The organism is Pseudomonas sp. IT-P253, assembly GCF_949768125.1.
GTDB lineage: Bacteria > Pseudomonadota > Gammaproteobacteria > Pseudomonadales > Pseudomonadaceae > Aquipseudomonas.
Genome location: NZ_CATKPT010000004.1, coordinates 122,592 through 132,218 on the forward strand (window position 1 = coordinate 122,592; position 9,627 = coordinate 132,218).

The 9,627-nt window shown below is 56.3% G+C and carries 9 protein-coding genes and 3 pseudogenes; 3 read left to right on the forward strand and 9 right to left on the reverse strand.

Annotated features, from left to right (window positions below; all coding sequences use genetic code 11):
• Positions 1 to 237: 237 nt before the first annotated feature.
• Complete coding sequence (locus ACM6IR_RS02535; protein WP_414906230.1) at positions 238 to 798, reverse strand: anti-sigma factor domain-containing protein; 561 nt, start codon at positions 796 to 798, stop codon at positions 238 to 240.
• Here ACM6IR_RS02535 and ACM6IR_RS02540 point away from each other — a divergent pair.
• Positions 793 to 1,171 (forward strand): annotated as a pseudogene (locus ACM6IR_RS02540) (formaldehyde dehydrogenase, glutathione-independent); the annotation flags it as partial. The gene ACM6IR_RS02535 and the pseudogene ACM6IR_RS02540 sit on opposite strands and share 6 nt — an antisense overlap.
• 59 nt (positions 1,172 to 1,230) lie before the next feature.
• Here ACM6IR_RS02540 and ACM6IR_RS02545 read toward each other — a convergent pair.
• From ACM6IR_RS02545 to ACM6IR_RS02560, 4 genes are all read right to left on the reverse strand, one after another.
• On the reverse strand, positions 1,231 to 2,280 hold the full coding sequence (locus tag ACM6IR_RS02545; RefSeq protein ID WP_414906231.1) for an RHS repeat-associated core domain-containing protein: 1,050 nt from the start codon (positions 2,278 to 2,280) through the stop codon (positions 1,231 to 1,233).
• Between the two features lie 287 nt (positions 2,281 to 2,567).
• A complete protein-coding gene (locus ACM6IR_RS02550) occupies positions 2,568 to 3,242 on the reverse strand; it encodes an anti-sigma factor domain-containing protein (RefSeq protein ID WP_414906232.1) in 675 nt (224 codons plus the stop codon).
• The gene (locus ACM6IR_RS02555; RefSeq protein WP_414906233.1) at positions 3,239 to 3,883 is read right to left on the reverse strand and encodes a sigma-70 family RNA polymerase sigma factor; all 645 of its coding nucleotides are present in this window, start codon (positions 3,881 to 3,883) and stop codon (positions 3,239 to 3,241) included. Before ACM6IR_RS02555 ends, ACM6IR_RS02550 begins: the two co-directional genes overlap by 4 nt.
• Positions 3,884 to 3,937: 54 nt before the next feature.
• Positions 3,938 to 4,531 carry a fasciclin domain-containing protein gene (locus ACM6IR_RS02560; RefSeq protein WP_414906234.1) on the reverse strand — a complete coding sequence of 198 codons (594 nt, stop codon included), beginning with the start codon at positions 4,529 to 4,531 and terminating at the stop codon, positions 3,938 to 3,940.
• A 297-nt stretch (positions 4,532 to 4,828) separates the two neighbouring features.
• Between ACM6IR_RS02560 and ACM6IR_RS02565 the strand changes: the two genes are divergently transcribed.
• On the forward strand, positions 4,829 to 5,386 hold the full coding sequence (locus tag ACM6IR_RS02565) for a DUF2780 domain-containing protein (RefSeq protein ID WP_414906235.1): 558 nt from the start codon (positions 4,829 to 4,831) through the stop codon (positions 5,384 to 5,386).
• Here ACM6IR_RS02565 and ACM6IR_RS02570 read toward each other — a convergent pair.
• A pseudogene (locus ACM6IR_RS02570) lies at positions 5,336 to 6,274 on the reverse strand (acyltransferase). The gene ACM6IR_RS02565 and the pseudogene ACM6IR_RS02570 overlap by 51 nt on opposite strands.
• A 165-nt stretch (positions 6,275 to 6,439) precedes the next feature.
• Here ACM6IR_RS02570 and ACM6IR_RS02575 point away from each other — a divergent pair.
• A complete protein-coding gene (locus tag ACM6IR_RS02575; protein WP_414906236.1) occupies positions 6,440 to 6,946 on the forward strand; it encodes an ATP-dependent zinc protease in 507 nt (168 codons plus the stop codon).
• Between the two features lie 486 nt (positions 6,947 to 7,432).
• Here ACM6IR_RS02575 and ACM6IR_RS02580 read toward each other — a convergent pair.
• From ACM6IR_RS02580 to ACM6IR_RS02590, 3 genes and pseudogenes are all read right to left on the reverse strand, one after another.
• Positions 7,433 to 7,759 (reverse strand): annotated as a pseudogene (locus ACM6IR_RS02580) (RHS repeat-associated core domain-containing protein); the annotation flags it as partial.
• Between the two features lie 137 nt (positions 7,760 to 7,896).
• Positions 7,897 to 8,733 (reverse strand): RHS repeat-associated core domain-containing protein, encoded by an 837-nt coding sequence (locus ACM6IR_RS02585; protein WP_414906237.1) that lies wholly within the window; start codon positions 8,731 to 8,733, stop codon positions 7,897 to 7,899.
• A 126-nt stretch (positions 8,734 to 8,859) separates the two neighbouring features.
• On the reverse strand, positions 8,860 to 9,489 hold the full coding sequence (locus ACM6IR_RS02590) for a glutathione S-transferase (RefSeq protein WP_414906238.1): 630 nt from the start codon (positions 9,487 to 9,489) through the stop codon (positions 8,860 to 8,862).
• Between the last annotated feature and the right edge of the window lie 138 nt (positions 9,490 to 9,627).

Genomic DNA, 9,627 nt, shown 5'->3' on the forward strand with positions numbered 1-9,627 from the left:
CACTGTGGGGTATTCGGGCGAGGCTGGCTACTATCAGAACTGATAGTGGCAAGCTTAAGCCACAACGCAGTCCGTAGCAGCTGGCGAAGCCTGCGTTCGGCTGCGCAGCAGTCGTAAAATCAGACTACGCGGTACATCAGACAGATCGTGCAAGCTGGATTTACGACTGCTGCGCAGCCGAACGCAGGCTTCGCCAGCTGCTACAAAGGGTGGTTTTTGTTCCCTGGCTAAAATCGATTACAGGGCTGCCAACGCCCCTTGGTACAACACCGGTCCTGTCGGTTGCCCGGTTGGCGACCCCCCCTTGGGTTCAAGACTGACCGCCAACGCAATCGGTTTGCCGATCAGCGCTTTCTGCGCAGCGCTCAGTTCAACCTTTCCGCTGCCGCCCGCCGGAATCACCCCGAGGGAAGTCGGTTTGCCGTCCGCCGGAATGGCCCACAACTCCAGACTGCGTCCCTGATCAACCGCTGCCAGCGCCAGTGCTTCGACTTTCAAATAATCCTCGTGCGCTTCGACCTTCAGTGCCGGCTGTGCGTCCGCGTTGAGCAGCGTGGCGCTGTAACGCGCACTGTCGCGGTTGTAGATCACGCCCAAGGCCACTGCGACCACCAGCGAACATATCGCCGCCGTCACCCGCAACCAATTCCAGAACGGACGCCTCGTAGGTATGTGAAGCACTTGCGGTTCTATCCGCGCCGTAATCCCTTGCCACACGCGCTCCGGCACCGGTTGTTCGGGCAGGGCGTCGGTCAGGCTGGCGAGGCTTTCTTGCCACTGCGTCAGTTCCTCGCGCAATACGAAGCACCGGCCATCGTGCTCAACTCACTTATGGGCGTGGTCCGTGTGGCGGGCAAAGCCGGTATCCCTGGCCTGTACGTGACTGAAGATCCAGGTGCAGTGGACGCCGCCGCGAAAATGGGCACCCTGAGCATTCGCTTCGGCCTCGGCTGGGCTAAATCCCACAGCTTCCACACTGGGCAGACGCCCGTGATGAAGTACAATCGCCAGTTGATGCAGGCGATCATGTGGGATCGTATTCATATTGCTGACATTGTGGGTGTTGAGGTTATTAGCCTGGATGATGCGCCACGTGGGTATGGCGAGTTTGATGCGGGGCGTGCCGAAGAAATTTGTGATTGATCCGCATAAGTTGTTTAGTGCTGCGTAACTGCGTTTGAAGTAAGAGAAGGGCGACGTGATGTCGCCATTTTTTGATAGACAGAATTTCTATAAAGACTCTCGTATTTGCTGATGTCTACTGTATGTCGGTGGCTGGCCTAGTGTAGACCGGTAGCTGTCTATTTCATTTGTCAGTTCGGAAATGGTTTGTCGGATGGCCGAAGAAGGTGATTCGAGGTGTTGAGTAGTGTCTTCTACTCGCCGCAGGTGTGCAGTGCTCTGATCGATTTTGTAGTGCAATTTTTTTTGTTGCTCGGCGCTCAATACTTTGGGTTGGTTGCCCGGATAAATTGGAGGAGGGGTATCCGTAAGTGGGCCTATGGCGTTTCTTTGTGTAAAAAACGTAGGTGCTCCGTGGCCTGGTGGTGTTGGAGATTGTATTGAGTGAAAATCATAGGGTGGCGGAAGTTCTCGCGGGGAATTCGCAGGAGTTGATGTACGACCCATTTGCGAAGTCTGGACTGTAGGTATTGCCGTTGCAATCTCATATGCCTGATTAGCTCGGGCCATGCGTGATGATGGAGTTCTAAGCCCTATTAAATTTAAAAAACCTTTGAGGGGATTACCAAAGTGGCCTGTCGGGTCAACTCGATTTACCGGATCCCCGACACAATACGCATATGCGTTCAACCCACCCTCCCCAAACGGACTCCAACTGTCCGGGTTGTTAAACCGCATCAACACCGGGTTAAACGCTCGATAACCATTCCCCAACAAATAACACCCCGTCACCGGGTCCGGTCGTTCGCCGTTGAAGCCGAGCAGGCTGAGTAAGCCGTTTTCCAGAGGGCGATGACCATAAGGTGTGTAGGCAAGAGGATTAGGGCGTGCTGCCGCGAGTGCGTTCAACACCGAGCGATGCTGATCGGTGGCGAGCATGGCGGTTTCAGCTTTACCGTTCTGGCGTGTCTGTTGCGCCAGAAGTTGATCGTCGACCTGAATGATCGAGCGCTGCACCGCGCCTTGCACCTCGGTGGCGAGGCGATCCTTGAGGTAGAAGCGCTGAGTGCTTGCCTCCTTTGAAGGCGTACAAGCGGTCAGCCGATTCAGCGGATCGTAGAAATAGTGACAGAGCAGCGTTTCGCGCTTGGACTGCATGGGCCGGGCTCCCTGAAGATCCTTGGTTCAGGGTTTCACTGTGGGGTATTCGGGCGAGGCTGGCTACTATCAGAACTGATAGTGGCAAGCTTAAGCCACAACGCAATCCGTAGCAGCTGGCGAAGCCTGCGTTCGGCTCGGGCCGCGTTCGGACGCAGCAGACGTAAACCCGGCATGCGTGGTCTGCCTGACACTCCGCGAATTCTGACTTTACGACTGTTGCGCAGCCGGACGCAGGCTTCGCCAGCTGCTACAAAGGGTGGTTTTTGTTCCCTGGCTAAAATCGATTACAGGGCTGCCAACGCCCCTTGGTACAACACCGGTCCTGTCGGTTGTCCGGTAGGCGATCCCCCCTTCGGTTCAAGACTGACCGCCAACGCAATCGGTTTGCCGATCAGCGCTTTCTGCGCAGCGCTCAGTTCAACCTTTCCGCTGCCGCCCGCCGGAATCACCCCGAGGGAAATCGGTTTGCCGTCCGCCGGAATGGCCCACAACTCCAGACTGCGTCTCTGATCAACCGCTGCCAGCGCCAGCGCTTCGACTTTCAAATAATTTTCGTGCGCTTCGACCTTCAGCGCCGGCTGTGCGTCGGCGCTGAGTAGCGTGGCGCTGTAACGGGCGTTGTCGCGGTTGTAGATCACGCCCAAGGCCACCGCGACCACCAGCGAACACACCGCCGCCGTCACCCGCAACCAATTCCAGAACGGACGTTTCTCAGGTACGTGCAGCACTTGCGGTTCTATCCGCGCCGTAATCCCTTGCCACACGCGCTCCGGCACCGGTTGTTCGGGCAGGGCGTCGGTCAGGCTGGCGAGGCTTTCTAGCCACTGCGCCAGTTCCACACGAAGCGCCGCGTCTTCCAGTAACAACTGTTCAAAACGTCGACGCGCGGCAGCGGGCATCAGGCCAATGGCGTAATCGGCGGCGAGGGCGCGGCGCAGGGTCGGGGTTTGATAGTTCATGATTGAAGGCACCTGCGCAGGCGTTCCATGCCGCGGCGAATCCAGGATTTCACCGAGCCCAGCGGCGCGGCCAGGTGTTCGGCCAGTTCAGAGCACGAAAACCCCTGAAAGTAGGCGACGGTGATTGATTGACGCTGCATGCCTTCGAGGCTTTCCAGGCAGCGGTTCAAGGCACTGGCCTCGCGGGCACTGCTTAATTGTTCGTGGGCCGAGGGACTCTCATCCACCAGCGCCTGTTCTTCCACATCGCTCAGCGGCCGGTCACGGTGTTTGCGCAACTGGTCAACGGCTTGGTTGCGGGTGATGTTGATCATCCACGTCAAGGGTGCCGACAGATGCGATTCGTAGCGCGAGGCGTTGTTCCAGATGCGCACGAAGCTTTCCTGCAGCACTTCTTCCGCCAGATCCGAACGCCCCATGAAGCGCAGCGCCACGCCATGCAACCGCGGGCCGACACTGCGGTAAAGCGTCTCGAACGCGCGGCGGTCACCCAGTGAACACTGGGCCAGAAGCCGCCTGAGCTGATCGGCGTCGGCGATGGGAATAGTGGTACTCCTGGCAGTCGAGGTAGTGGCGGTGGGCGGTGGGCGTTGCCGGTTGCAGGCAGAGGTTAGTTCACGGCGCGGCGTTGTTCCATTCACGGGTGGACACCTCGGAAAACCGTCGCCCCCGATGTACGAGGGCGACGGCATTGCTCAGCTTTTCGGCATCAACACTTTGTCGATGACCTGAATCACTCCGTTGGACTGGTACACGTCATAGGTGGTGATGTCGGCTACGTCACCTTTTTCATCCTTGATGGTGATGTTGTGCGGGCCGTTCATCATCGCCCACAGCTTGCCGCCCGCGACGGTGGTGAGTTCGGTCTTGCCGCCACCGGCCTTGATCTTCTCGGCCAAGGTCATCATGTCGAGTTTCCCGGCGACTACGTGGTACGTGAGGATTTTGCTCAGGGTGGCTTTGTTTTCCGGTTTCAGCAGGGTGTCGACGGTGCCGGCGGGCAGGGCGGCGAAGGCCGAGTTGACCGGGGCAAATACGGTGAATGGGCCTTTGCCCTTGAGCGTGTCGACCAGCCCGGCTGCTTTCACTGCCGCCACCAGGGTGGTGTGGTCGGAGGAGTTGACCGCGTTATCGACGATGTCCTTGCTCGGCAGCATGCTTTGGCCACCGACCATGACGGTGTCGTGGCTCATGGTTGCCGCTTGCACGGTGTTCAGGGCGAATCCGCCGCCAAGGGCCAGGGTCAGCAGGCTGGCAATCAACGGTGTTTTGATCGAAGTGCGTTTCATGGTGATGATCCTTTGTGGGGAGAATCGGCCAGGAGTGTCTGTCCGTGCTTGATATACGTGGCAGGGACTAGACCGGATGCAGCGCAGGGAAAATTTTTTTCTCTGCAGGAGCGAGCTCGCTCGCGATCGCCGTTAACGATGACGCGAACGCCCTGATTCAACGTGTCGATCTCAAGTCCATCGCGAGCGAGCTCGCTCCTAGAGGGGGGAGGGAACAATCCCCCGGGATGTCAGTCCAACGGACAGTTTTTTGCCGCTCATCGGTGGGTGGTTTTCATGGCGCAAGGGGATGTCTGGATGAAGATTTCACGCGGTTTTGCATTGGCTTCGCTGATGAGTCTGGCGGCCAGCCCGGTCTTCGCCGGTTTCAGCCTGGATGATGTGACCCAGGCGGCCTCGAGCATGCAGGATGACAATGCTGCAACAGCCGCCGCGCCCACCCTGGAAACGGCGGGCCTGCTGGGTTCGCTGACCTCGCTACTGAACGTCTCCCCAGAGCAGGCCATCGGCGGCGCCGGGGCGATGCTGGGCCTGGCGAAGAATCAATTGAGTTCCACTGACTACTCGCAATTGGCCGAAAGCGTGCCGGGGCTGGATATGCTGTCGGGCGTTGGTCAATTGGGTGCGCTCAGCGGTTTGCTCGGATCGTCCGGCATGTCGGCTGGCCTGGGGAGCGTCTTGGGCAATGTGACGAACACCAATGACCTCAACGGTGCCTTCAGCGCCCTGGGCATGGACAGCGGCATGGTCGGCCAGTTTGCCCCAGTGATTTTGCAATACCTTGGTCAGCAGGGCGTCGGCGGTTCACTGCTGGAAAACCTTGGCGGAATCTGGGGCGCCGGTACCGGCAGCTGATTCAATGGCTTCGGCGCGCAATGCGTCGATGCGCTGGTCCTTCTCGATCCAGAGCTGGTTGACCCAGCTCTGGATGGTTTGGCGAAACACCGGATCGTTTTCATAATCGCCCTGCCACAGCGCCGGATCGAGTTCGCGGGTCTTGATATCGATGATGATTCTCGGCACGTTGCCGCTGAGCAAATCCCAGAACCCCGGAATCTTCTGTTGCGGATACACCACCGTCACATCAAGGATGGCGTCCAGCTGTTCACCCATCGCCGCCAGCACAAACGCAACGCCACCGGCCTTGGGCTTGAGCAAGTGAGTAAACGGTGATTGCTGCTGAACGCTTTTCGCCGCAGTGAACCGGGTGCCTTCCAGGTAGTTGACCACCGTCACCGGTTGACGCTTGAACAATGCGCAGGCTTGTTGGGTGATCTCCAGATCCTTACCCGCCAATTCGGGATGCTTCGCCAGAAACGCCTTGCTGTAACGCTTCATGAACGGATAGTCCAACGCCCACCAGGCCAGGCCCAGGAACGGCACCCAGATCAGTTCTTTCTTGAGGAAGAATTTGAAGAACGGCGTGCGCCGGTTGAGGGTCTGGATCAATGCCGGGATATCCACCCAGGATTGATGATTGCTGATCACCAGATACGAGGTGTCACTGCGCAGATTGTCACCCCCGCGGATGTCCCATTGGGTGGGGATGCAAAAGCGGAAGATCAGCTTGTCGATCTCGGCTCAGGTCTCGGCGATCCACATCACCGCCCATGAGGCAACGTCGCGAAAGCGGCCGGGCAGGACCAGTTTGAGCAGGGCAAACACCATCAACGGCCCGAACAGGACCAGGGTGTTGAGCAACAACAGCAGGGTAACGAAACAGCCGGTGAGCAGGCGGCGCATAAGTAACTCTTGAAAGCATTTGGGCGCGCCATGATAAGCAGCTTCAGGCAGCAGGCCAAATTGGTGGTGACGAATGTTTCACCTTTGGGCCGTTAACCTTGTGGGAACGATCAACGCGATAACGGTCTAAAATTCCGCTGCCCATCTCCCAAGGATACCCATTACGTGAAATCGCTCCTCGCACTGCTTTCCCTGGTGGCCCTGCCGGTTCTGGCCGCCGAGCCGACCCTGTACGGGCGCTACGAATACATCGCGTTGCCGGAAATCGGCGGCGAAGTGCTCAAGGCCAAAATGGACACCGGCGCCCTGACCGCGTCACTGTCGGCCAAAGACATCGAAACCTTCACCCGCGACGGCGAGCCCTGGGTACGTTTCCGTCTTGGCACCAAGGACGCCAGCAACAAGGTCTATGAACACAAAGTCGCACGCATCAGCAAGATCAAGACCCGCTCCGAAGAAGAGGATGATGACAAGGAAGCGGCTCAGCCCTCCAAGCGTCCGGTGGTCGAACTGGAGTTGTGCCTGGGCAACGTCAAGCGCACGGTCGAGGTTAACCTGACGGATCGCAGCAGCTTTAATTACCCGCTATTGATTGGCGCCAAGGCGTTGCGCGAGTTTGGCGCGGCGGTGAATCCGGCTCGACGGTTTACGGCGGATAAGCCGGATTGTTGATTGAGCGTTGTGGTCCTGTTGTGAACGTTATATGGATATTGCTGGATTTTGGCCGCGTATTTTTTTTTGCTGGCTGGTAAGTTCGGCAATTTCCCTATTGATACTCTTTAGCAGGGCTTTACGCTTCTGTAGAGTCTCAGGGGGGTCAGAGACAAGTCTGCGTATTACGTTAATTTGTGCAGACTTAAGATTAGCTAGTCTTTCATCGGAATTGGTTATATACCTGGCGCGAATGGGCTTTTCCGAGTTTGTATTGAGATTCGGTTTGTAGTTTAGCTCTAGCTCAGCAGGGGTTAACGTATTTAAGTCAAAGTCCTTGGCGCCACCCAAGGCGTAGCCCTGGGGGCTTTTCGATGAGGCCGCCAGGTTGTTTGTTGATGGCGGTTTAACTTCGGCGATTCTGGATGTAGGCTTTGCGATTTTAGATTTACTTGGGGTTCTTACTCCAATACGGTTTTTCAAACCTTTCCAAAAGCTCATAAATAGTGAGCTTGAGTGCCCCTTTAGCTCGATTCTGTTCACAGGGTCCCCCAAGCAGTAAGCATACGCATTCACCCCCCCTTTCCCAAACGGACTCCAACTGTCCGGACTGTTAAACCGCATCAACACCGGATTGAACTGCCGATACCCATTGCCCAAATGATAATGCCCGGTCAGCGGGTCCGGCCGCTCGCCGTTAAACCCGAGCAGGCTGAGCAAGCCGTTCTCGAGTGGGCGATGGCCATAGGGTGTGTAGGCGATGGGATGAGGCCGATTCGCGACGAGGGCGTTCAACACCGAACGCTGTTGGTCGGTTGCCAGGAGGATTGTTTTGCGGGAGTGCATAGGCATTGGCTGAGCTCCAAGCGAGATCTAAGCACCGGTTTATTAGTCTTGGTTCAATTACCAAAACGGTAATATTTTGCGATGTAGTGTAGTCACTTCATTTTATCCGAAATTCAAAGGCTTCTTTAAAATTCTCGAATATTCGAAAGGTCGTCTCTGAGTGTTGTAAGTGCTTTTGTTGATGAGGTGTTTAAGTTTGCAATTCCTGTATTTATTTGGTTTAGGGTGAATTTGGCGGTGTTTCGAAATTCTATAAGTTCATTTCTAGTGTGTGAGGTTGAACTATTTTTCCATATTGAGTCGCGTTTTATGATATTTTTTTCCCAGTATGAGATTTGATTTTCTATGTGGGGGATCTTTGTGTTTGCCAGCTCTTTAATTTCATGTTTTAGCTTGGTCTTTCGCGATGAGTTGTGCTCTGGGCGTACTGTTTTCTGGAGCTCTGGTGACGAAATTGATGAGTTGTTTTTTTGTGCGCTGCCTTTGATGTCCATTTGAGTTGAAGTGTCGATAATCTTTGTATCTGGTCTTTTCAATGTTGCTGTTTCAGCAAATAGAGTAGATGTCGACTTTTTGTAGATAAAATTCGGTCGAGGTATTTTGAATATCGCAAAAAACGTCCCCGTATGGCCGTTCTTATCCTCGCAATTCCTTGGATCTCCATTGCAATATGCATACGCATTCAACCCACCCTCCCCAAACGGACTCCAACTGTCCGGGCTGTTAAACCGCATCAACACCGGGTTGAACTGCCGATATCCATTCCCCAAATGATAATGCCCAGTCACCGGGTCAGGCCGTTCACCGTTAAACCCGAGCAGGCTGAGCAAACCGTTCTCGAGTGGACGATGACCATAGGGTGTGTAGGCGATGGGATGAGGCCGATTCGCGTCGAGGGCATTCAATACCGAGCGCTGTTGATCGGTTGCCAGCAGGATTGTTTTGCGTGAAGGCGTAGGCATTGGCTGAGCTCCGAGTGAGGTCCAAAAGGCCGGACCCTCAGCATCGGAGTTTTTTCAGGCTTTGCCTACTATCAGAACTGATAGGGTTTTTACGCTGAATCAAAAGTTCGTATCACCCGCGAAGATCTAAACCTTCGGCATCGTCGCCAGCATCGAAGGTCGTTGACTCACTTCGAAATACCACGCTGCCAGTTGCGGATTTGCGTCGCGCCATGCCAGATCCGGATGGCGCAGATCCACGTAACCCAACGCACAGGCGACGCTGATTGCCGCTACGTCGAAATGGCTGGTCAGCTCGGCAATCGCGTCTTTCTCCAGCAGTGCCAGGGCACGGCGGATTTTGTCGCGCTGTGCGTCGAGCCATTGCTCCCATTGTTTCTCCGGGGCGCGCAGGACGACTTCATAACGCACCATCACCGAGGCATCCATGATCCCGTCGGCCAGGGAGGCCAGGGTCAGACGGCGCCAGCGGGCGGAGCCTTCGCGGGGGATCAGCGGGTTGCCGACGTGCTGGTGGTCGAGGTAATCGAGGATTACGCGGCTGTCATGGATGACGCTGCCATCGGCCAGTCGCAGGGCGGGGATTTTGCTCAGCGGGTTGTCGTCGATCAGCGTCTGGTCCGGGTCGACTGGGGTGAGTACGCAGTTTTGCAGGGCGACGCGGTCCTGTTGACCGGTTTCGTGCAACATCACCATGACTTTGCGAACGAAAGGCGAGAGTGAGTTGTGGTACAGGGTCATGCTCGGGGTGGACATGGCGGCGTCTCGGTCGATAACAGAGTCGGCAGCATAGCGCGTTGAACGGGGAGCTCAATACCAGCCGAACCCTGTGGGAGCGAGCTTGCTCGCGAAAGCGGTGTGTCAGTCAACATTGATGTTGAAGGTGACGGCCTC